The following is a 20,676-nucleotide window of genomic DNA, read 5'->3' as shown; positions in this document are numbered from 1 at the left end:
CACTTAAATATTGGCCAATATTCATACTGCTCTCTGGAATATTAATTGAGTTTGTAGCATTGAATAGCCATGCTTATAAACTATTTTTCTTCCTTTCTGGAATTCTTATTGTGTATGGATTCATGTACACAATCAATATATATAAAGAGTTCTATTACTTTTCTTCCCATATATCTATATTTTTTCTATCCCTGAGCCTAGGACTTTTAAACTACTATATTTTTGGAAGTAAAAACGATTATATTTTATCTATTGTACTGCTCCTAATACTGATTTCTATATTTATCTTTTTATTCCCTATATATGAAAGGTATTTCCCCATAATTAGCTTTAAAGCTTTGCTTCCAATATTATTGATAATTATAGGATTCATATTAATACTCAATGGCTTTATAAATAGGCAATAAAATAAGAGGCTTAAGTCTGCCTCTTATTTTATTGCCTTTACCCTAATACATTAGCATTAATTAGATCTTTAGCTTAATTTACTTAATTCTACAGCAAGCCTAGCTCCAACCACCGCATTATTATAAACTAATTGAATATTAGACTCTAAACTTTCACCTTTAGTTATCTCTTTAACTTTTGCTAAAAGGAAAGGAGTACTTTCTTTACCTTTAATACCTTTTTCCTCTGCTTCCTTTACTGCATTAGTTATTGCATTAGTTATTACATCAAAATCCATTGCATACTTTTCGGGTATTGGATTGGCAACTACCACGCCACCATTTAAACCTAAATCCCACTTAGCTTTAAGTGCTTTTGCAAGATTAGCTTCAGTATCCACTCTATAATCAACCTTGAAGCCTGACTTTCTTGTATAAAAAGCTGGCAATTCATCAGTATTAAAACCTACCACTGGCACACCTTTTGTTTCTAAATATTCTAAAGTTAATCCAATATCTAATATAGATTTTGCTCCTGCACATACAACTGCTACATTTGTCATAGATAACTCTTCTAAATCTGCAGAGATGTCAAAGGTTTCTGTAGCACCTCTATGAACTCCACCAATACCGCCTGTGGCAAAAACTTTGATTCCGGCTAATGCTGCAATTATCATTGTTGAAGCAACGGTTGTAGCACCATTTAATTTATTAGCAACTATAAAAGGAATATCTCTTCTACTAGTTTTTATAACATTCTTCTCTTTGCCTAAAAATTCTATTTCCTCTTCTGATAAGCCTACTTTTAATCTTCCATTTATTATAGCTATCGTTGCAGGTATTGCTCCATTTTCTCTTATGATACTTTCCACTTTAAGAGCTGTCTCTACGTTCCTTGGATATGGCATACCATGAGAAATAATTGTAGACTCTAGAGCCACTACAGGCTTTCCTTCCATTATAGCTTTTTCAACTTCCACATTAATATCTAAATAATTTTTTAACATAATCCAGTCTCCTTTAATTTTTTATTTACACTTTCAATACATATATTGGGATTTATAGTGTTTTCATGACATATTGTTAATAGTGAACATCCAACTCCAAATTTCGCAGCCTCATAAATTGAATCATTTCTTAAGGTGCTATATATGACACCTGCTAAGAAAGAGTCCCCTGCTCCATTTGCATTGATAACTTTAACTTTAGGACTTCTCAAATATCCTTTAGTAACACCATTGGAATAATAGATACCTTTCTCACCAAGGCTAATAAATACATTCTTAACCCCTTCATTTAAGAAATATTGTGATGCTTTTTCAACATCCTTTTCATTTTTTATAGAAATTCCTGAGAGTATCTCTGCTTCTAGCTTATTTGGTTTTATAGTATGAAATTTCCCGATAACATCTTTAGCTTTAATACTTTTTGTTGCAGAAACAGTATCCAAGAAAAATTTAGTGTTCTTAAAATTTGTAACAACATACTCAAGTACATCCTTAGGAATATTAGTATCTATTACACATATTTTTGAACTTTCAATCACATTTTTTTTCTGCTTAATAAATTCAATAGACATATTCTCAAATATATCCATTTGAGAAATAGCTACCTGCATATCACCATTATTGTCTAAAATAGACATATACACAGAAGTAGCATAACCTTCTAACTGTAAACTATTATCTAGGTTAAGTCCTAATATCCTACTCTCATCAACAATTTTATTTCCATATAAATCATCACCTAAAACTGTTATTAGCTTTGTATTAACACCTAATCTAACTAGATTTTCTCCTATATTTCTTCCAACTCCTCCAAGGGAAACTTTGATTTTTCCAGGATTAGAATCATTAGTTCTTAAATTATCATTGGAGAATCCTAAGATATCCATATTGGCGCCACCAATAATAGAAACAAAATTTTCCTCATTAATTATATAACCTCTTCCATTAATATATCCTTTTTTAATTAAATTAGTTATATGAACACCAACAGATGACCTAGTTATTCCTAATAATTTAGCAAGTTCATTTTGTGAAATCAATGGATTGTTTTTAATTAGATATAAAACTTCCTCTTCTCTATTTGTCATACCTAACTCCTTATACACATTTGCTTATTTTATAAACTAATCTTTATATTTAATATATCAGGTAATAATTTAAAAATCAATATCATAAACCTAAATTATTTAACATACTAACTAATTATGGATAAAAATACATACTTATTGCACCTAAAGGTATTTCGAGTTATAATAATTTAAAGTTGTATTTTATAACTTATTTAAAAAAGTATTAAAACTTATTGCGAAATGGAGGGTCATTATGGGACTTTTAACTTTCAAAAGAGGAATTCATCCGCCTCATGGAAAACATTTTTCTGAAAGTAAATCAATTGAAAACTATCTTCCAAAAGGAGATTTAGTTTTCCCAATGTCTCAACATATTGGAGCTCCTTGTGAGCCTTTAGTAAAAAAGGGCGACAAGGTTCTTGTTGGACAAAAAATAGGACAAGCAACTGGATTCGTTTCTTCTCCTATTCATTCAAGTGTTTCAGGGGTAGTTAAAAACGTGGCGCCGGTTCTTCATTCAAACGGCACAAAGGTGATGTCAATTATTGTAGAAAACGATCATCTTTATGAAGAAACAGACTATAACCCAAATAAAGATTTTCAAAATTTGTCGAAGGAACAACTTTTAGAAATCATTAAAGAAGCTGGTATAGTTGGACTTGGTGGTGCATGTTTTCCAACACATGTAAAGCTTTCCCCTGCTGCAGATTGCAGTATTGATAGCATTATCATTAACGCCGCAGAGTGTGAACCTTACCTTACTTGCGACCATAGATTAATGCTTGAAAATTCTGATGAAATTGCAGAAGGTTTAAAAATCCTTTTACATATGTTTCCAAACACTAAAATATATGTAGGGATTGAAAACAATAAAAAAGATGCAATTGACGCTATTAGTAGAGCTATTAGTACCTTAAGTAATGTTGAAGTTGTAGCATTAAAAACTAAGTACCCTCAAGGTGCTGAAAAACAACTAATATATGCAACAACAAAGCGTGAAGTTCCATCTGGAAAATTACCTGCTCATGTTGGATGTATTGTGCAAAACGTAGCTACTGTTCATGCCATTAGGAATGCAGTAGTACTTGGAAAACCTTTAACTGAAAGAGTTATTACTGTTACTGGAGGAGCTATAAATACACCTAAAAATCTAAGAGTAAAACTTGGAACTTCACTAAAAGAGTTAGTAGAAGCTTGTGATGGTTTCGTTACAGATCCATCAAAGGTAATCTCTGGTGGCCCATTAATGGGTACTGCTCTATTCTCTTTAGATACTCCTGCAATAAAGGGAAGTTCTGGAGTATTATGCCTATCTCAGAAAGAATGGGATATAGAACCTGAAAGTAGCTGTATAAGATGTGGAAAGTGCATTGATGCCTGTCCAATGTTCTTAATACCATCTAAATTAAATTCAATGGTTCTTAAAGGTGACTATGATACTTTCGAAGAGTATCACGGCGTGGACTGTATCGAATGTGGATGTTGTACATTTGTGTGTCCTGCAAAACGTCACTTAACTCAAACCTGTCGTGAAGGTAAAAGAAGAGTCCTAAGTAAGAAAAAGAAATAATAGAGGTGAATAGAATGTCAGAGAGATTATATACCGTATCGACGTCTCCTCATATAAAATCTAAAGATACTGTTTCCACAGTAATGAGAGATGTATTAATCGCACTACTTCCGGCTGCAATTGCAGGGATTTACTTTTTTGGGCTTAATGCACTATTAGTAATTTTAACCGCTGTTGGTTCAGCAGTTTTATCTGAATATGCTTTTCAAAAAATAACTAAGAGACCTATTATGATAAAAGATTTGAGTGCAGTAGTAACAGGATTGTTGCTAGCATTTAACGTACCACCTACTATTCCACTATGGATGGTGGCATTAGGTAGTGCATTTGCAATTATTGTAGTTAAATGTTTCTATGGTGGAATCGGGCAAAATATTGTTAACCCAGCTTTAGCTGCAAGAGCTTTTTTACTTGCTGCTTACCCTGTGAGAATGACTACATGGACTTTAGATGGTACTACAGGAGCTACTCCACTTGGAATTCTAAGAGGTGATGGTGTCGCTGCTCTTCCAAACATATTCGATGTATTCGTTGGAAATATTGGAGGTTGTATTGGGGAAACTTCAGCCTTAGCATTATTAATTGGTGCTGCTTACCTTCTATATAAAAAAGTTATATCTTGGCATATACCAGTAAGTTATATAGGAACTGTATTTGTACTTACTACTTTACTAGGTAGACAAGGATTAATGTCAGGTAATGGTTTATATGAAATCTTCCTAGGTGGATTGATTCTTGGAGCTTTTTATATGGCTACAGATTATACAACTTCTCCAATGACTAAAACAGGTCATTTAGTATTTGGTATAAGTTGTGGTATTTTAACTACCTTAATTCGTTTATATGGTGGTTATGCTGAAGGAGTTTCTTACTCAATATTAATTATGAATCTATTTGTTCCATTTATTGACAAGTTCACAAATCCGCGTGTATTCGGGGGTGGAAAATAATGAAAGAAAATTTAAAGTTAGGAATTAAATTGCTTATAATCGCTGGAATTGCTGGGTTACTTTTAGGTTATGCATATGAAATAACAAAAGGTCCAATTGAAGCTAAAGCTAAAGAAGAACAATCCTTAGCAATGAAGGAGCTCTTACCAGCGGCAACTGATTTTAAAAAATCTGAAAAGAATTTCTCATCTGATGCAAATATATCATCAATTTATGAAGGAAATAAAAACGGACAACTTTCAGGTTACTTATTTACAGTAAAATCTAGTGGATATGGTGGACCAATTACAATGATGATAGGTATTTCAACTGAAGGAAAAGTTGAAGGAGTTAAAATATTAGCTCATACCGAAACTCCTGGCTTAGGATCAAATGCAGAAAAGCCTAAGTTTAAAGATCAATTTAAAGGAAAATCTGCTGAAAAGGAACTAACTGTTGGAGGCGACATACAAGCTATGACAGGTTCTACTATTACTTCTAAAGCAGTAACTAGTGGAGTTAATTCTGCAATTAAATTTTATAACGATCAGTTGAAAGGAGCTAAGTAACCATGAGTGTGTTTGGTGAAAGAATGAAAAAAGGCTTGATTGAAGAAAATCCAGTATTCATTCAAGTTCTTGCAATGTGCCCTACACTTGCAGTAACTTCAAGTGTTCAAAATGCAGTTGGAATGGGACTCGCAGCCACTGCTGTTCTTATAGGCTCAAATGCTGTTATTTCTTTACTAAGAAAATTTATACCTGATAAAATTAGAATACCAGCTTATATAACAGTTATTGCTGCCTTTGTTACATTGATTCAATTTTTGGTACAAGGTTATTTACCAGCTTTATATAAAGCACTTGGTATATTTATACCACTTATAGTTGTTAACTGTGTTATTCTAGGTAGAGCAGAAGCTTATGCTTCTAAAAATGGTGTTTTACCATCTATCTTTGATGCTATAGGTATGGGCCTTGGATTTACACTGGCATTAACAATTTTAGCAACTTTTAGAGAAATTTTAGGAAATGGAACTTTTTATGGAATTCAGGTTCTTCCTACTTCCTATGAACCATCTATTATAATGATTCTTGCTCCAGGAGCATTTATCACTTTAGGCATACTACTAGCTTGCTTAAACCAATTTAAAATAAACAAAGCTAAAGCAGCTAAAACCACTAAATAAAGAGGTGAACAATTTTGGAATTAATTAGTATTTTTTTAAGTGCTCTATTAGTCAACAACTTCGTTTTGGCTAAATTTTTAGGTATTTGTTCCTTCCTTGGAGTTTCTCAGAAAACTGAGACAGCAAAAGGGATGGGGTTCGCTGTTACCTTTGTTATGGTTCTTGCAACTATAATGACATATATAGTTAATGTATTTATATTAATCCCATTAAATCTTCAGTACCTATCAACATTAGCATTTATTCTTGTTATAGCTGCTCTTGTTCAGTTTGTTGAAATCGTTATAAAGAAAACTAATCCAGGACTTTACAGAGCCCTTGGAATATTCTTACCTCTTATAACTACAAACTGTGCGGTACTAGGGGTTGCTGTAATAAATATGGACAAAGGTTTTAACTTAGCTCAAGGTATCGCAAACTCTTTAGGAGCTGCCTTAGGCTATATGCTAGCAATAGTTTTACTTGCTGGATTAAGAGAAAGAATGGAAGATAATACCAATATGCCAGAAGCATTTAGAGGATTACCTATTTCTCTAATTACTGCAGGACTTATGGCTATAGCATTCTTTGGATTCAGTGGATTAATTTAAGGGGGTGCCATAATGGAATTGACTAATTTGATTGCACCAGTGGTAAGCTTAGGTGGACTAGGAATAGTTTTTGGTTTACTATTAGGATATGCAAACGATAAATTTAAAGTAGACGTAGATGAGAGAATTCCTCTTGTAAGAGAAGCACTACCAGGAGCAAACTGTGGAGGATGCGGTTTTGCCGGATGCGATGCTTATGCTGAAGCGGTAGTAAGCGGAACAGTAAAACCAAATAAATGTACTCCAGGTGGCGCTATGGCAGTAGAAAAAATTTCTAACATATTAGGTGTTATTACTGAAATTAACGATCCTACTGCTGCTTACGTAAAATGTAAAGGTACATGTACTATAGCAAAAGAAAAATATACTTATCAAGGTATTATGGACTGTAATCAAGCTGTAATTAATCCTGGTGGTGGTTCTAAAGCCTGTGAATTTGGTTGTTTAGGATTAGGATCTTGTGTTAAGGTTTGTCAGTTTGATGCACTAGAAATTATAGATGGAGTTGCAAGAGTTAATGAGGAAAAATGTACATCTTGCGGTGCTTGCGTCAACGCCTGTCCAAAAGGATTAATAGAAATTACTCCAGTAAATTCAAGGGTTAGAATTCAATGTAACTCTAAGAATAAGGGAAAAGAAGTTATGGATACTTGTGGAGTAGGTTGTATTACTTGCGGATTGTGTGTTAAAAATTGTCCAGAACAAGCCATCACAATGACCAACAATCTTCCTGTAATTGACTATAGTAAATGTGTAAATTGTGGCATTTGCGTAGGTAAATGTCCAAAGAAAACTATAGAAGACTTAAGGTCATCTGAAGACCTTAACGCTGTTAAGTTTACTTCAGAGAGTACATCAGTTTAATACTTAAATTAATTATGATATAATTTAGAAGACCATCTAGGTCTTCTAAATTTATTTTGAGGTGATAATATGGAACAAAGTGGTATAGTTAAATCAATTAATGGCGATATAGCAAAAATAGCTTTTGTTAAAAAAAACGGCTGTGGTGGTGGCTGTTCTGGCTGTAAATCCGGTTGCCCCGTAGATACTGTAATTTTAGATGTTAAAAATACTGAAAATGCTAAAATTGGTGATTCTGTAGTTGTTTCCTTAGAAGATAAAGCCTTGTCAAAAATGAATTTTTGGGCTTATATATTCCCTACAGCCTTCACAATAATTATATTGCTTGGAAGCTTATTTGTACTTAACTCTTTAAATGTATCTAAATATGAATTGTACTCAGGTATATTGTCTATGTTAGCTATGGTTATTGCCTTTAAAATTGGTGGAATTATTAGCAAGAGAAAAAATACTGCTGACTTTAATTTAAAGATGCTAAAAATAATGACAAATTATAGATCATAAAAGTTATCAGAAGAAGAGTAATATTTAATGAGATATTACTCTTCTTCTCGCATTTGACATCTTTACCACTTATATGTATACTCATGTAGTATATGAAAAATCTATAAGTAGAAATTGGAGGTTTTAATATGAACATTGCTTCAATGATTGATCATACTATACTTAAACCTGATGCTTCAAAGGATGCAGTAATACAAATCTGTAATGAAGCTAAAGAGTACAAATTTAAATCTGTGTGTGTTAACTCCTATTACACAAAGTTAGTAGCTGAGGAATTAAAAGATAGCGGCGTTTTAGTTTGTACTGTTGTTGGTTTCCCTCTTGGTGCCATGGAAACTAAATCTAAAGCTTTTGAAACAGCAAGAGCTATTGAATTAGGTGCAAATGAAATAGATATGGTAATTAATATTGGTGCATTGAAAGACAAGAACTATGAATTAGTTTTAAATGATATAAAAGAAGTTGTTGATACAGCAAAAGGAAAAGCAATTGTTAAAGTTATTTTAGAAACTTGCTTATTAACAAATGAAGAAAAGATAAAAGCTTGTCAGCTATCTCAAGAAGCTGGTGCTGACTTTGTAAAGACTTCTACAGGATTTAGTACTGGTGGTGCAACAGTAGAAGATATTAAACTAATGAGAGAAACTGTAGGCCCAAATATGGGAGTTAAAGCTTCTGGTGGGGTTAGAACTAAAGAAGACGTAGTTTCAGTAATCGAAGCTGGTGCAAATAGAATCGGTGCTAGTTCTTCTATTGCAATTGTTGAAGGTTTAGCAAACTCTACATCTGGATATTAATAGTTATTTTAAGTTTACTATTTCAAAAGAGTATGATATTTATTTATCCTACTCTTTTTTTTATTTTTGCTAAGATATTCATCGCATATCTCCTATCTTTTTTTAAATCTAAATTGTCCCCTCTTATTCTTATATAGTTCTTAAAATTAAACCCAATAATTAGATTCATAATAATATCAAGAATAAAACTTCCAAATTAATTATTTGTTTAGTTTTCATTAATATTAACTGTTTACAGTATTTAATAAATTTTAATTCTATTATGCTTATTTAGAAAATTATAAAAAAAATTTATCAGATTTTTCAAAACATGTTGAATTTTTTTTATAAACTAGTTATAATTAATATAAAATTAATAATTTTGTTAAAATGTTGTCATTTATTAAGAAAACGTTTTATCAAATTTAATGGGGGGTATCATACTTATGATCGCATTACTAAAAATTTCCCCTGTCTTTTTAATGGCAGGACTTATGATGGCCGATGTAGATGCACTAGTTGCTGCACCAATAGCAACTATCTATGCAGCTATTATTGCAGCTTTAACAGAAAAGTTAAAGCTCAATGATATTGTTGACGCAGCAGTAGATAACGTAAAACATCTACAGTTAGTTTTCTTCATTCTTATGTTTGCTTATGCAATGGCAGAAGCCTTTATGGCAACTGGTGTTGGTGCAGCTATAGTTAACGTATCCTTATCACTTGGACTAACCGCAAGAACTGTTGCAGTTGTAGGTTTCTTAGTAACATCTGTACTATCAATTGCAACTGGAACCTCTTGGGGAACTTTTGCCGCTTGTGCTCCAATTTTTCTGTGGTTAAATCATATAGTTGGAGGAAATATTTTACTAACTACTGCTGCTATCGCAGGTGGAGCATGTTTTGGAGATAATATTGGACTAATATCAGATACAACTGTTGTTAGCTCTGGAATTCAAAAAGTTGAAGTTATTCATAGAATTAGACATCAAGGCTTTTGGTCTTTATCATGTTTAGTTGTTACAGCTATTATATTCTTTGTAGTAAGTAATGTAATGGGACTTCCAACTGAAGCTTCTACAGCTGCTAAAGCTATCGAAGCTATTCCGCAGGAGGTTTGGGGCCCACTTGAGGCAGCAAGACCATCTGCAGTTCAACTTCTTAATCAAGTAAAAAATGGAGTTCCTATTTATATGATTATTCCTCTTCTACTTGTTATAGGCTTTGCAATTAAGGGAGTCTCAACTCTTGCTTGCTTAGGTATTGGTATTGCGTCATCAATTATTCTAGGATCCTTTGCAGGTACTGTTGAATCAACTCAAGCATTCCTTGATATGATGAAAACAGGCTTCTCTGACGCTGGATCGTGGGTAATTGTAATGATGATGTGGGTTGGAGCCTTTGGGGGAATCATGTCAAAAATTAATGCTTTCAAGCCTTTATCAACCCTTGTATTAAAAATTTCTAGAAATGTAAGACAACTTATGTTCTGGAATGGTGCCTTATCATTAGTTGGTAATGCTGCCTTAGCAGATGAAATGGCTCAAATAGTTACTGTTGGACCAATCATAAAAGAGCTTGTTGAAGAAAATGTTGAAGGTAGCGAAGAGGCAATGTACAAGCTTCGTTTAAGAAACGCAACTTTCTCAGATGCTCTAGGAGTATTTGGATCCCAATTAATTCCATGGCATGTTTATATAGGGTTCTATGTAGGTATTGCAACTTCTGTTTATCCACTACATCAGTTTGTTGCACTAGATATTATTAAATTTAACTTTATGGCATATGTTGCTGTATTTTCTATATTAATACTTACATTAACTGGTTTCGATAGATTTATACCTAAATTTGGCTTACCAAGAGAGCCTGAAGTTAGACTAAAAAAGAAATCAGTTTCAAAAGATAATTCAATATCTGCTTAATAAAAAAGACCTCCACTTTCAATGGAGGTCTTTTTTATTGAAAATATATAAGATGTTATTTATTCTGCAAATAACATCTTATGTAGTATTAATACTATTATTTTTGCGCCTCAATAAATTTAGTTTAAAGCAATTAACTGCTGACCATTATTCCTCCATTTATATGAATAACTTGCCCTGAAATATATGAAGAATCTTCACTAGCTAAGAATACATAAGCACCTGCTAATTCTACTGGCTGGCCTGGTCTTTTCATTGGTGCTGTACTTCCAAATTGCCCCACTTCCTTAGCTGAAAAGCTTGCAGGAATCAACGGAGTCCAAATTGGCCCAGGAGCTACAGCATTTACTCTTATGTTCTTATCCACCAAATTCAAATGAAGTGATCTAGTAAAGGTAACTAAGGCTCCCTTTGTACATGAATAGTCTATTAAGGTTTTATGCCCTTCATAAGCAGTAACAGAAGTGGTGTTTATTATACAGCTACCACTTTTCATATATTTTAAAGCTGCTTTTGTCATATAAAAGGTTCCAAAAATATTTGTCTTGAAGGTTCTAATTAATTGTTCGCTGGATATTTCCACAAGTGAATCCTGTGGGTGTTGCTCAGCTGCATTATTAACAAGAATATGAATATCTTTAAACTCACTCATTACTTTCTCTATAGCTTCGTTACAAAACTTCTCATCACCAATATCTCCTGAAATCAACATGCATTTTCCACCATAATTTTCAACAATAGTTTTGGTTTCATTAGCATCCTCATGTTCATCAAGATACATTATTACTATGTTAGCACCTTCTTTAGCATAAGCTACAGCTACAGCTCTACCTATACCACTATCGCCCCCTGTAATTACTGCAACCTTATCAACTAGTTTACTTGAACCTACACAGTTTGTATCTTCAAAAATTGGTCTTGGATTCATTTCTGCTTCAATACCTGGTTGCTTATTTTGATGCTGTGGTGGCATTGCCTTAGGAAAATCCATTGGATTAAGTTTTTTTGGTCCCATCTCTCTCTCTCCTTTACAATCCATTCATAGATAGTATAGGTAAATTTATAAAATTTAAACATTTATGTAGAAAGATACTCACACAAATTAATTAAGCTAGTAAGAAATAACTTCTTACTAGCTTAATTATTAAAGTTTATACTTATTTTGATTTTATCTTTAAATTTTTATCTGGAAATTTAATTATCCATTTCCTCGTCAAATAGTCTGTCGTACTCTTCAACTACCATGTTAAATTCATCCTCATCTTCAACCATTTCGTAAGATGCATCTGTTCCTTCACCAGAAATTTTGTAAACAAAAGCTTCATCATCATTATCTAATGGTGCTAAAAGAGCATAATTTTCGCCATTAACAACAAGTTCCTCCACAATTTCAAGCTCAACCTTTTCATTAGTATCAGGATCTGTTAATGTAATAATATGTCTATCATCCATGCCAATCTCTCCTTCCATTATTTGCTTAAATTAAAAACTATATTAATTATAGTTGATAGCCTGCCAAATTACAATATTTCTTTGCAAGTTCTATTAATAATTCCCTCTTATTATTTTCTTTATCTCTAAGCACACAACTTAATAAGTAATTTAAAACTTCTCCTAAAAATTTTCCTTTCGTAAGTCCAATAGTTATTAAATCATTACCGTCTATGGCTAAATCTTTAATGTACAATGGCTCACCTTTTTTTAGAATTTCTTCACATTTACTTTTTAAAATTACTACATTATTATAGGAGATGTTATTTGATAAACCAAACTTTATATTTGCAAAGATTAAAGAAAATAACTCATTCAAGTTTTTTTCTCCAACTTGGGCGATAAATTTTTTTATAGCCTCTTCTGAGTGAACTTCAAAATTAATATTGCAATATTTTAATAGTATACAAGTATTGTTTATAGTTAGATTATCAAATTTTAGTCCCTTAAGAATTGTCCTAGCAATTGTCTCAACAGTTGTGGTATCATGTCTGATATCTTTATTCAGGTAGTTATAATTAACATAGATGATGGTATAAATTATTGCACTAAGTCTCAAAGGTAAACTACTTTCTAATGAATCTAGTATGAGAAAACCATGTTTAAATATACTACTATAATTTTTTTTGTTTTTCTTTACTTTTATTATTTCATCTATTTCAGGAATAATGAATCCTATAAGTTTTAAATCGAACAATTTCTTCATTCCATAAGATGGCCTATTTGATAATATAATTTTTACAAACTCTTCCCTTACTCTTTCCATGCTAATATTATTTAGGGCACTACAAGAATTAATTATTGCCTCCTCAACTAGTTTATCTATAGAATAATCAAGTGTTGTTGAGAATCTTACAGCTCTTAGTATTCTTAAGGCATCTTCCTTAAACCTATGTTCTGCATATCCTACAGTTTTTATACTTTTTTGTTCTATATCCTTCAAACCATTAAAATAATCCTTTAAACCTTGTTCATCATTATAAGCCATAGCATTTATTGTAAAGTCTCTTCTTCCTAAATCGTCTTTCAGCTTACTTGTAAAAAATACTTCACTTGGACGCCTACTATCTAAATATTCTCCTTCGATTCTATAAGTTGTAACCTCATAACTATTTTCTTGTATTAAGATCGTTACTGTTCCATGTTTAATACCGGTATCAACTACTTTGTAGCCTAAGTCTATAAATAAGTTCCTTACCTGTTGTGGTTTTGCACTTGTTGTAATATCCCAATCACTAGGGGTATTACCTATAAGACTATCTCTAATACATCCACCTACAGCAAATGCTTCAAATCCTTTAAACTGTAAGGCATTTATAATTAATCTTACATCCTTCGGTAATGCAATTATCTTCTTAATATTTTCCGTATAAATCAGTCCTTTTAAGCAGTTATTTCTCCTAATATGTTAATTTCCTGAATTTTTTTATGTATCGAATTTAATAACTCTTTCCTATGTACTAGATTATTTTCGAAATCCATATTATCAACATTAATCTTTAGTATTGGGGAAATATTATACTGTTCAAAGTAATCTTTATAATTATCATTAAGCTTTTCCCAGTATTCTCGTTCAACTATTTTCTCGTATTCTCGTCCTCTTTTATTTATTCTTTTCATAGCCTCGTCTACACCTATTTCTAGATAAACTAAAAGCTTAGGAGCCTTACAATGTTCTATCATATTTTCAAAAAGTTCCATATATAAATCAAATTCTTCATTTGACATCTCCCCTGCATCTTTTAACATCTTTGCAAATATAATATCTCCATAAATGCTCCTATCCATAACAGCATTTTTTATTTTCGAAGCATCTTTAATATTTTTAAATCGTTTGTTCAAGAAGAATATTTGTAGTGGAAAACTATACCTTTCTCTGTCATAATAAAACTTCTCTAATATAGGATTATCAACTACTGGTTCTTCAAAAGGAACATAGCCCTCTTCTTCTAAAATATTCATAAGAGTGCTTTTTCCTACTCCAACAACTCCATCAATAACTATCATATCCCAATATCCTCCTTGTCCAATTTTCTTTAAGCAGCTTTTATAAAACTCCATGGTAGTTTAACTCCTCATATATAAGATAAAATTAGTAAAATTGTAAATTTAAATTGCTAGTACTAAAGCTAGAAATTTTAACCCATATATTATTCTATAACATTTAAATAATCTATGTATATATTAGTATAAGAAGATGCTTAAAATTTTTCAAGGAAAATCTATGAAAAATGTAAAATAGGGTTTGCTAAAATTAGCAAACCCTATTTTTTAAACTTTATAACCATCTCTACGAGTATATTCTACTGATTTGTTGAGCTCAGGTTCTTCAATTGTAGAAACAAATTGGTTTTTACTTACTTGTCCTTCACTTTTCATACCTTTTTTTAAGAAATCCTTATTGTTTGCTGCTTTAGCTTCTTCTCTAGTTGCCATAAAATTACCTCCCTTTCATATTGTAAGAACTAGTCTCCTTGAGAATTGAATTTTTCTAAAACTCTGTTAAATTCCGCACCAGCACCAATTGACATATACTCTACTTCTGTAGCACTTCTTTTTACAGCCTTATAAGCATAAGCTTCATTGGAATCCTTTGGACCAGCTATTACATATTCATTGGAACCTAATTTTACCACATCAATAAGTTCTAATTCTATCCTTTTACCTGCATCATTATAAACTGTTATAAATTCACTATGGTTCATGTTATCCCTCCTATAGTATTTATACAGTTATAAGATGTGCATATTTCACTAATAATATTTATAGTTTCTAAATATTATTGATTTCTTTACTTATAAAATTATAAAAACTTAAAAGATCCCCTGAATTACTGAAACTCCCTTGAGCACGGTTTTTACTGCCGCCACCCTTTCCATTGAAGGTTTTTATATGCTCTTTAAAAACTTTTCCACAATCTATGGAATTATCATGATTTACCAATAAAAGAATAGTATTGTCCACAGTTGTAGCTATGAGTGCATCTACATTGTTTTCTCCTAATAATTTTCCTATTTCACTAACTTCTTCAAAGAATTTCTCTTCATATACCTTTGAGTAAACATTACCTGAAAAATTTAATAATATATCCTGAACGTGTAGTTCACAAAATTTTGATTTTAAATCGCTTATAGTTTTACTCTTTTCTTTACCAGTTTTTATCATTGAATCAACTTGTGATATTATGTTATCCTCATCGGAGGACAATAGTTTAACCAATTCTGAAATAATTTCATGTTTTTTTGCATAATCATTTAAAGCACGCCTTCCGCACTTGAAGTATATCCTTGAATTTCCTTTATATTTTTCTACTTTTATAATTTTCAACATTCCTATTTCTGCCGTAGTATTTACATGAGTACCACAACATGCACTATAATCAGTACTTTCTATCTCAACAATTCGTATATCCTCTGTAACTGTAGTTTCTTTCCTAATAGGAATTAAATTTAATTGCTCTTTATTTACTACGGAACATTTTACTGGCATATCCTTTAATATTGCCTCGCTGCAGAAATTTTCTACTTCTTTAATCATTTCTTTTGTTATGCTAGGTAAGGAAATATCAATAGTGACGTAATCTTCACCTAAATGAAAACCTATATTTTTACCACCATATAGCTTAAAGAAGGCAGCAGATAATAAATGTTCACCACTATGTTGCTGCATATGATCAAATCTTCTTTGAAAATTAACCTTACATGACACAATGGTCCTATCTACATTTTCGTCCAATACATGATAAATAGTGTTATTTTCTTCATAAACATACTCTACCTTACTTCCATTAATTTCTCCTAAATCACAGGGCTGTCCTCCACCTTCAGGGTAAAATGCAGTTTCTTTTAAAACAATATGATATTTATTTTGGTGTTTTTTACTTTCAATAATTTCACTTGTAAATTCAGTTATGTATGGATTATTATAATAAAGTTTAATTGTCATGATATCCTCCTACAATTATGCTATTTATGTTATAAAACAACTTCTTAATATATATAAGTAAAAATGACTAACAGAAAAAGTCAGTCATTTTTTGCTTATTTAACTTTATTTAAATTAATTATTCTTTCTTTTATTCTCTTTTCATAACCTAACCCTGTCGGGTTATAGTATACAGTATCAATTAATTCTTCAGGCATATACTGCTGTTTCACATAATGTTCCTGAAAACTATGTGGGTATTTATAATCAACTCCATTACCAAGACTACTAGAGCCATTGTAACTCTTATCTCTTAAATGAATTGGTACTTGTGCTATTCTTTTCTTTTCAACATCCTCTAGTGCTTTATTAATTGCTACATACGAAGCATTACTTTTTGGAGCAGTGCTTATATAAGTTACAGCTTGAGCTAAAGTTATCCTAGCCTCAGGCATACCAAGAGTTTTCACTGCATTTAAAGCTGCATTTGCTATTAAAAGCGCATACGGATCTGCGTTACCTACATCTTCTGAAGCAGCTATAAGCACCCTTCTGGCAATAAATTCTGGATCTTCTCCCGCATAGAGCATTCGAGCTAAGTAATGAATTGCCGCATCAGCATCGCTTCCTCTCATACTTTTTATAAAGGCAGAGATTACATCATAGTGTGAATCCCCATTTTTATCATAGGTTATGTACTTCTTTTGCATACATTCTTCAATAATTTTCAAATCTATGTTTATTATACCTTCATTATTCTTTGCAGTAGTTAAAACTCCTAATTCCAAGGCATTCAAAGCCCGTCTTGCATCTCCATTAGAGTTTTCACAAATAAAACTCAACGCCTCCTCTGATAGGTTTATCTTTATGTTACCATATCCGAGCTTTTTGTCATTTAATGCAATGTAAATTATTTTCTTAATATTATTCTCACTTAGAGGCTCTAGTTTAAACATCATTGATCTTGATAAGAGTGCCTTATTAACTTCAAAAAAAGGATTTTCCGTAGTAGCACCTATTAAAATTATAGTTCCTTTTTCCACATGAGGTAAAAGGGCATCCTGTTGACTTTTATTAAATCTATGGATTTCATCTATAAACACAATAGTTTTTTCTGCCTTCATTATTAAATTGGTTGAAGCAACATCAATTACTTCTCTTAAGTCCTTCAATCCACTTGTTACTGCATTTAGTTCTATAAAATTAGATTTGGTAGTATTAGCAATAACTTGAGCTAAACTGGTTTTACCTGTTCCTGGTGGTCCATATAGAATTATAGAAGTTAACCTGTCACTTTTTATTGCTCTATAAAGTAGTTTTTCTTCTGATAGTATATGTTCTTGACCAACATAATCTTGTAAAGAACTAGGCTTTAACCTTTGTGCTAATGGAACATTTAACAAATTCGCTCCATTATTATCATTTTCATTTTTTTCATTATGGTTGTCTAGTTGAAATATCGAAATGTTTTCAAACTTACTATTCATAATTTCACCTTAAAATTATTTTGTTAATGGAGCCTTTAATACTTGGACCATTTCATATTGTTTGCAAATTTTATTCCCAAATACCTCTTTAGAATACTCTTTTGCCTTGCTTATTGCATTTTGACTTAATTCATTTCTATATGCTACATCGTTTAGTATCTTTAAGGCTTCTTCAACAAACTCATCCTTTGTATTATAGGCAAATCCATTATGATCATTAATTATCACATTATCAATACATTGATCATATTTACATAGTACTGGTACACCACAACTTAATGCTTCTATATAGGTTAACCCTTGAGTTTCACTAGTTGATGCAGTTACAAATACATCTCCCACTTTATAATATTTATAAATCTCAGTTGGACCTATCATGCCAGTAAAAATGATTTTGTCATCCACCTTATTTTCTAAAGCTACTTTTCTTAATACTTCTAAATAAGGTCCCCCTCCTACAATTACGAGTTTTACCTTTTGATCTACTTTAACAAGTTCAGCAAAGTTATTAATTACTTCTTCAATATTTTTTTCTTCTCCAATCCTACCTACATATACGATAACTTTATCTTCCTTATGTATATGAAGTTTTTCCTTTAATTTTTCTTTTTCAGCATCTAGTAAATCTACCATAAATCTTGATAAATCTATACCAGTAGGAACTACTGAAATGTGTGTATATACTCCATAACTTATAAGTGTTTCTTTAACTTTAATAGTTGGAGTAATAACTAAATCAACCTTATTTAAGATTCGCTTCACTATTTTTCTTAAATTTTCCTTAGTAATCAATTTTCCTTTAAATAAATATTTTAAGTAATCCTCATACATCGTGTGATAAGTATGAACATGTGGAATTGAAAGCTTTTTAACAATATATCTTGCATATATCAAAGTAGTAAATTCAGTTTGTGAATGTACTATATCAGGCTTCCATTGTATTATATCTTTTATTAACGAATCTTTAATAGTGGCACCAATTCGGGCTCCTGGATAAACTTTTATAGCAATGGATTTTAGAAAATATACATTATCATTAACATAAGACTTCCCATTACTTGAAAGTGTCAGAATTCTTACATCATGCCCTTGTTTCCTTAATTCATTATATAAGTTCATCGTAGAAGTTACTACGCCATTAACCATTGGCGAATATGTGTCACTAGTTATTAGAATTTTCATTAATATACCTCCATTTAACCCCTTAGTAAATTGAATTGCAATTTTAATACTAAAGATATATTAAAGTAGTAATGCTTAATGCTTAATGCAATATTTACATAGAACTTTTATTTAGTCTAATCTATATCACCTGAAGATATTATATCACTACCACTATATGGAATCAATTATTGTAGAATAAATTGTTTATTATTTCAAAGGAGAGCATTAGAATACTATATTCGTGCTTCTCCTTTGAATTAATTAATGAGGTTGTGAACAAGAACCTTCAGGTTTTAAATTTGCCAAAGTTGTTAATTTCGTTATTTACCAAATGGACATATTGGATATTTGCACTGATCACACTTTAAGCATAAACCTCCATGTGCAAGTTTATTAATTTCTCTTCTACTTATCTTATCTCTTGCCATAACCCTTGGTAGTATTAAATCAAATACTGTGGTTTTATTAAACATGCCGCAAGCAGGTAATCCCATGATAGCAGTATTATTCCAGTATGCTAACATAAACATTGCTCCTGGAAGCACTGGAGAACCATAGGAAATAACCTCCGTACTACAATATTTTATTGCTGTAGGAGTAACATCATCCGGGTCTACAGACATACCTCCAGAGGTAATTATAACATCTGTACCCTTCGTAATAAAACTATTAATAGCTTCTGTTATTTTATTCATATCATCAGGGACAAAAACAGTCTCTAGAATGTGGCAAGGAAACTTATTTAACTTATTCTTAATTACAGATTCAAACTTATCTTTAATTCTTCCTTCATAAACTTCTGTACCAGTAATTATTATACCAACGGTTAAATTTTTAAAACTTTTTACACTAATAACATTTTCTGTACTAGCACATATATCTTCTATAATCTTTATATATTTCTCTTCAATAGCCAGAGGGATTATTTTAGTTCCTGCTACAATATCCCCTTTTTCTACTTGAGTATTATTATGAAGAGTACTTAATATTATATTATCTATATCATTGATTTCTTCTAGTGCCTGCAAATTTATTTTAAGTACTCCTTTCTTTTCTGCTCTTATATTTACCTTTCCTTCACTAGGCTCATCAAAATAGACCCCTGAACTACCATTGATTACAGCTTGTCCAATTTTTAAAGCACACTCATCTTCATGTAATAGTCCCTTAGATAAGTTAATTACATAAATATGATTTTTTCCTATATTTTTCAACTCCTCAATATCACTATCAGTAATGATATGCCCTTTTTTAAATGCTACTCCCTTGAATTCTCCAGGAACTATTTTTGTCAAATCATGTCCAATAACCATGCCAACAGCTTCCTCTACCTTTATAAGTTCCATAATAATTCCCCCTAAAAAATTTAAAATAAATATATTACCATAATTATACATTAAATGCAATAATATGTATATAATGAAAGAAAACTTCTTACTTAATTTAGGTTAAAGCTAAATTAAGTAAGAAGTTAATTATTTTTTATTGTCAATAAGTATTAAATTATTAAATTTTATATTTCTTGTTGTGATTTTTAAAATATTCTTATATACTCTTTTATTTTTCACTTCAACTATTTCACCCATTTTTATTTTTTCTATAATGCTTTCTAGTTTTTCTGGAGGATTAACCTTCCTATATGGATCATTTCTCCATATAATTAAATGCTCAAATTCCTCAATTGTAAGCACTTTCCTCTCTTTATCCTCTAGTCTTTTTATTATAATTACTATAAGATAAAGCGCTAGAATTAGTACTATAAAACTGACATATTCCATAAATTTCTCTCCTTTGCTAAATTCC

At 31.3% G+C, this 20,676-nt stretch carries 22 protein-coding genes; 9 read left to right on the top strand and 13 right to left on the bottom strand.

Annotated features, from left to right (window positions below; all coding sequences use genetic code 11):
• Positions 1-475: 475 nt before the first annotated feature.
• Together B3040_RS08335 and B3040_RS08330 are read right to left on the bottom strand one after the other, a co-directional pair.
• Entirely contained in the window at positions 476-1,393 is a 918-nt protein-coding gene (locus B3040_RS08335) for a pseudouridine-5'-phosphate glycosidase (RefSeq protein WP_291572119.1), read from the bottom strand.
• Positions 1,387-2,481, bottom strand: coding sequence for a PfkB family carbohydrate kinase (locus B3040_RS08330; protein ID WP_291572117.1), 1,095 nt, complete (start codon positions 2,479-2,481; stop codon positions 1,387-1,389). The genes B3040_RS08335 and B3040_RS08330 overlap by 7 nt, the downstream gene beginning before the upstream one ends.
• Before the next feature lie 235 nt (positions 2,482-2,716).
• Here B3040_RS08330 and rsxC point away from each other — a divergent pair, with 235 nt between their 5' ends.
• The 9 genes from rsxC to B3040_RS08285 all read left to right on the top strand — a co-directional run bounded on the left by rsxC (position 2,717) and on the right by B3040_RS08285 (position 10,807).
• On the top strand, positions 2,717-4,033 hold the full coding sequence (gene rsxC, locus B3040_RS08325; protein ID WP_291572115.1) for an electron transport complex subunit RsxC: 1,317 nt from the start codon (positions 2,717-2,719) through the stop codon (positions 4,031-4,033).
• Positions 4,034-4,047: 14 nt separating this feature from the next.
• Positions 4,048-4,983: an RnfABCDGE type electron transport complex subunit D gene (locus tag B3040_RS08320; protein WP_291572113.1), complete on the top strand. Its 936-nt coding sequence runs from the start codon at positions 4,048-4,050 to the stop codon at positions 4,981-4,983.
• Positions 4,983-5,531 carry an RnfABCDGE type electron transport complex subunit G gene (locus B3040_RS08315; RefSeq protein ID WP_291572111.1) on the top strand — a complete coding sequence of 183 codons (549 nt, stop codon included), beginning with the start codon at positions 4,983-4,985 and terminating at the stop codon, positions 5,529-5,531. The genes B3040_RS08320 and B3040_RS08315 overlap by 1 nt, the downstream gene beginning before the upstream one ends.
• Before the next feature lie 2 nt (positions 5,532-5,533).
• A complete protein-coding gene (gene rsxE / locus B3040_RS08310) occupies positions 5,534-6,151 on the top strand; it encodes an electron transport complex subunit RsxE (RefSeq protein ID WP_291572109.1) in 618 nt (205 codons plus the stop codon).
• 14 nt (positions 6,152-6,165) lie between these two features.
• Complete coding sequence (rsxA, locus tag B3040_RS08305) at positions 6,166-6,741, top strand: electron transport complex subunit RsxA (protein WP_017416152.1); 576 nt, start codon at positions 6,166-6,168, stop codon at positions 6,739-6,741.
• Positions 6,742-6,759: 18 nt separating this feature from the next.
• Complete coding sequence (locus B3040_RS08300) at positions 6,760-7,605, top strand: RnfABCDGE type electron transport complex subunit B (protein ID WP_414632531.1); 846 nt, start codon at positions 6,760-6,762, stop codon at positions 7,603-7,605.
• Positions 7,606-7,674: 69 nt separating this feature from the next.
• Positions 7,675-8,109, top strand: coding sequence for a SoxR reducing system RseC family protein (locus tag B3040_RS08295; RefSeq protein WP_291572105.1), 435 nt, complete (start codon positions 7,675-7,677; stop codon positions 8,107-8,109).
• A 128-nt stretch (positions 8,110-8,237) separates the two neighbouring features.
• Positions 8,238-8,906: a deoxyribose-phosphate aldolase gene (gene deoC, locus B3040_RS08290; protein WP_291572103.1), complete on the top strand. Its 669-nt coding sequence runs from the start codon at positions 8,238-8,240 to the stop codon at positions 8,904-8,906.
• A gap of 425 nt (positions 8,907-9,331) precedes the next feature.
• Positions 9,332-10,807 carry a Na+/H+ antiporter NhaC family protein gene (locus tag B3040_RS08285; RefSeq protein WP_291572101.1) on the top strand — a complete coding sequence of 492 codons (1,476 nt, stop codon included), beginning with the start codon at positions 9,332-9,334 and terminating at the stop codon, positions 10,805-10,807.
• 133 nt (positions 10,808-10,940) lie between these two features.
• Here the strand turns inward: B3040_RS08285 and B3040_RS08280 are convergent, their stop codons facing one another.
• The 11 genes from B3040_RS08280 to B3040_RS08230 all read right to left on the bottom strand — a co-directional run bounded on the left by B3040_RS08280 (position 10,941) and on the right by B3040_RS08230 (position 20,651).
• Positions 10,941-11,822 carry an SDR family oxidoreductase gene (locus B3040_RS08280; protein ID WP_291572099.1) on the bottom strand — a complete coding sequence of 294 codons (882 nt, stop codon included), beginning with the start codon at positions 11,820-11,822 and terminating at the stop codon, positions 10,941-10,943.
• 179 nt (positions 11,823-12,001) lie between these two features.
• Positions 12,002-12,259, bottom strand: coding sequence for a DUF1292 domain-containing protein (locus B3040_RS08275; RefSeq protein WP_291572098.1), 258 nt, complete (start codon positions 12,257-12,259; stop codon positions 12,002-12,004).
• A 46-nt stretch (positions 12,260-12,305) separates the two neighbouring features.
• Positions 12,306-13,616, bottom strand: a complete 1,311-nt coding sequence (locus B3040_RS08270) for a CCA tRNA nucleotidyltransferase (RefSeq protein ID WP_291572541.1) — start codon at positions 13,614-13,616, stop codon at positions 12,306-12,308.
• Positions 13,617-13,681: 65 nt separating this feature from the next.
• Positions 13,682-14,359 carry a deoxynucleoside kinase gene (locus B3040_RS08265; protein WP_291572096.1) on the bottom strand — a complete coding sequence of 226 codons (678 nt, stop codon included), beginning with the start codon at positions 14,357-14,359 and terminating at the stop codon, positions 13,682-13,684.
• Positions 14,360-14,569: 210 nt separating this feature from the next.
• The gene (locus B3040_RS08260; protein WP_017416161.1) at positions 14,570-14,734 is read right to left on the bottom strand and encodes a hypothetical protein; all 165 of its coding nucleotides are present in this window, start codon (positions 14,732-14,734) and stop codon (positions 14,570-14,572) included.
• A 29-nt stretch (positions 14,735-14,763) separates the two neighbouring features.
• On the bottom strand, positions 14,764-15,003 hold the full coding sequence (locus tag B3040_RS08255; RefSeq protein WP_017416162.1) for a DUF1292 domain-containing protein: 240 nt from the start codon (positions 15,001-15,003) through the stop codon (positions 14,764-14,766).
• A gap of 67 nt (positions 15,004-15,070) precedes the next feature.
• Positions 15,071-16,243, bottom strand: coding sequence for an alanyl-tRNA editing protein (locus B3040_RS08250; RefSeq protein WP_291572092.1), 1,173 nt, complete (start codon positions 16,241-16,243; stop codon positions 15,071-15,073).
• 95 nt (positions 16,244-16,338) lie between these two features.
• Positions 16,339-17,709 carry a replication-associated recombination protein A gene (locus B3040_RS08245; RefSeq protein ID WP_291572089.1) on the bottom strand — a complete coding sequence of 457 codons (1,371 nt, stop codon included), beginning with the start codon at positions 17,707-17,709 and terminating at the stop codon, positions 16,339-16,341.
• A 15-nt stretch (positions 17,710-17,724) separates the two neighbouring features.
• Positions 17,725-18,891, bottom strand: a complete 1,167-nt coding sequence (locus tag B3040_RS08240) for a glycosyltransferase family 4 protein (RefSeq protein WP_291572087.1) — start codon at positions 18,889-18,891, stop codon at positions 17,725-17,727.
• A 302-nt stretch (positions 18,892-19,193) separates the two neighbouring features.
• On the bottom strand, positions 19,194-20,219 hold the full coding sequence (locus B3040_RS08235; protein ID WP_291572085.1) for a molybdopterin-binding protein: 1,026 nt from the start codon (positions 20,217-20,219) through the stop codon (positions 19,194-19,196).
• A gap of 129 nt (positions 20,220-20,348) precedes the next feature.
• Positions 20,349-20,651, bottom strand: a complete 303-nt coding sequence (locus tag B3040_RS08230; RefSeq protein WP_291572084.1) for a hypothetical protein — start codon at positions 20,649-20,651, stop codon at positions 20,349-20,351.
• Between the last annotated feature and the right edge of the window lie 25 nt (positions 20,652-20,676).

The sequence above is a fragment of the Clostridium sp. UBA4548 genome (genome assembly GCF_002387895.1).
GTDB lineage: Bacteria > Bacillota > Clostridia > Clostridiales > Clostridiaceae > Clostridium_J.
The sequence above is the reverse complement of the archived record's forward strand: the minus strand, read 5'-3'. Positions and strand labels throughout refer to the sequence as shown.

Excerpts from the sequence above, each read along its gene's own strand:
- B3040_RS08335 (WP_291572119.1), bottom strand. The coding sequence starts at position 1,393 with ATGTTAAAAAATTATTTAGATATTAATGTGGAAGTTGAAAAAGCTATA.
- B3040_RS08330 (WP_291572117.1), bottom strand. The coding sequence starts at position 2,481 with ATGACAAATAGAGAAGAGGAAGTTTTATATCTAATTAAAAACAATCCA.
- rsxC (WP_291572115.1), top strand. The coding sequence starts at position 2,717 with ATGGGACTTTTAACTTTCAAAAGAGGAATTCATCCGCCTCATGGAAAA.
- B3040_RS08320 (WP_291572113.1), top strand. The coding sequence starts at position 4,048 with ATGTCAGAGAGATTATATACCGTATCGACGTCTCCTCATATAAAATCT.
- B3040_RS08315 (WP_291572111.1), top strand. The coding sequence starts at position 4,983 with ATGAAAGAAAATTTAAAGTTAGGAATTAAATTGCTTATAATCGCTGGA.
- rsxE (WP_291572109.1), top strand. The coding sequence starts at position 5,534 with ATGAGTGTGTTTGGTGAAAGAATGAAAAAAGGCTTGATTGAAGAAAAT.
- B3040_RS08295 (WP_291572105.1), top strand. The coding sequence starts at position 7,675 with ATGGAACAAAGTGGTATAGTTAAATCAATTAATGGCGATATAGCAAAA.
- deoC (WP_291572103.1), top strand. The coding sequence starts at position 8,238 with ATGAACATTGCTTCAATGATTGATCATACTATACTTAAACCTGATGCT.
- B3040_RS08285 (WP_291572101.1), top strand. The coding sequence starts at position 9,332 with ATGATCGCATTACTAAAAATTTCCCCTGTCTTTTTAATGGCAGGACTT.
- B3040_RS08280 (WP_291572099.1), bottom strand. The coding sequence starts at position 11,822 with ATGGGACCAAAAAAACTTAATCCAATGGATTTTCCTAAGGCAATGCCA.
- B3040_RS08275 (WP_291572098.1), bottom strand. The coding sequence starts at position 12,259 with ATGGATGATAGACATATTATTACATTAACAGATCCTGATACTAATGAA.
- B3040_RS08265 (WP_291572096.1), bottom strand. The coding sequence starts at position 14,359 with ATGGAGTTTTATAAAAGCTGCTTAAAGAAAATTGGACAAGGAGGATAT.
- B3040_RS08260 (WP_017416161.1), bottom strand. The coding sequence starts at position 14,734 with ATGGCAACTAGAGAAGAAGCTAAAGCAGCAAACAATAAGGATTTCTTA.
- B3040_RS08255 (WP_017416162.1), bottom strand. The coding sequence starts at position 15,003 with ATGAACCATAGTGAATTTATAACAGTTTATAATGATGCAGGTAAAAGG.
- B3040_RS08250 (WP_291572092.1), bottom strand. The coding sequence starts at position 16,243 with ATGACAATTAAACTTTATTATAATAATCCATACATAACTGAATTTACA.
- B3040_RS08245 (WP_291572089.1), bottom strand. The coding sequence starts at position 17,709 with ATGAATAGTAAGTTTGAAAACATTTCGATATTTCAACTAGACAACCAT.
- B3040_RS08240 (WP_291572087.1), bottom strand. The coding sequence starts at position 18,891 with ATGAAAATTCTAATAACTAGTGACACATATTCGCCAATGGTTAATGGC.
- B3040_RS08235 (WP_291572085.1), bottom strand. The coding sequence starts at position 20,219 with ATGGAACTTATAAAGGTAGAGGAAGCTGTTGGCATGGTTATTGGACAT.
- B3040_RS08230 (WP_291572084.1), bottom strand. The coding sequence starts at position 20,651 with ATGGAATATGTCAGTTTTATAGTACTAATTCTAGCGCTTTATCTTATA.